Source organism: Nocardia sp. NPDC057272, assembly GCF_042668615.1.
Classification (GTDB): domain Bacteria; phylum Actinomycetota; class Actinomycetes; order Mycobacteriales; family Mycobacteriaceae; genus Nocardia.
This window is the reverse complement of record NZ_JBHUYK010000071.1, coordinates 1-1,180: the sequence shown is the minus strand read 5'-3', so window position 1 is coordinate 1,180 and position 1,180 is coordinate 1. Positions and strand designations below refer to the sequence as shown.

Sequence of the window (1,180 nt, the reverse complement as noted above, 5' to 3'; positions counted from 1 at the left end):
GATTCCGAAGAATCCGCGCCTCACTGGTAGTCCATCTTCAGCTGTCAGCTCTTGCGCCCCGGCGACTTCGCACCGGACTTGAACCCGAGACCGCCCGGCTTGGCAGTCGGCGGCGCCACCGAGGTGCCGTTGCCGTTGCCATTGCCATTGCCATTGGCAGGCTCGGCCTGAGCAGCCGGTTCCGCCGCAGCAGTTTCGGTTTCGGCCGCAGCCGACGACTCAACCGGAGCCGCCTCGACCGGAGCAGCAGCCGAAGCCTCCGCAGCCGGAACCGGCGCAGCAGCCGAAGCCGCAGCACCGGGCGCCTTCGGCCCCGGACGCTTCAACCCGGACTTCATAGCCAGACCCTTGGCTGGAACCGACGGCTTCGATTCGGCAGGAGCCGAAACCGCAGCGGCGGCAGGCGCTTCAGCGGCAGAAGCTTCAGCGGGAACCGCCGCCGACGCCGACGCTTCAGCCGCCGGAGCCGCCGGAGTGGCCGCCTTGGCACCAGGAGCCTTGGCCTTGCCCTTCATCCCAAGTCCCTTGACCGGCGCGGCGGGCGCCGCAGCAGGAGCAGCTTCGGCAGGAGCGGACTCGGCGGCAGGAGCCTCCGCGGCAGGAGCAGCCGCAGCCTTCGCCCCCGGAGCCTTGACCCCACCCTTCATCCCGAGCCCGCCAGGAGCCTTGGCAGCACCCTTCATACCCAGCCCCTTGACCGGAACCGCAGGAGTCGCGGTCTCAGCGGCCGGAGCCGCATCGGCCGGAGCCGCGTCAGCCGCAGGAGCCTTGGCACCAGGGGCCTTGGCGCCACCCTTCATACCGAGGCCGCCACCGGGAGCCTTCGCTCCACCCTTCATGCCCAGACCCTTGGCCGGAGCAGCGGCCGGAGCAGCAGGAGCTTCAGCGGATGCCTTCGCACCCGGCGCCTTGGCAGCGCCCTTCATCCCGAGTCCACCGCCGGGAGCCTTGGCAGCACCCTTCATGCCCAGTCCGCCACCGGCGGGAGCGGCCTTCGGCGCGGCGGTGGTCGCGGTCGCGACCTCGGCCACCGGCTCCGGTTCCACCTCGGGTTCCGGTTCGGCCTTGGGCTCCTGGACGACAAGCAGGTTCGCCGACAGCGCGGCGGAATCGATACGGGTGATCGAGTCCAGCATCAACTGCGAGACATCGACAACCTCGACACCCTCGCCTTGGCCCT

Annotated in this window: 1 pseudogene; it reads right to left on the bottom strand. The window is 70.3% G+C overall.

Annotated features, from left to right (window positions below):
- Positions 1 to 44: 44 nt before the first annotated feature.
- A pseudogene (locus tag ACFULV_RS34955) lies at positions 45 to 1,180 on the bottom strand (Fe-S oxidoreductase); the annotation flags it as partial.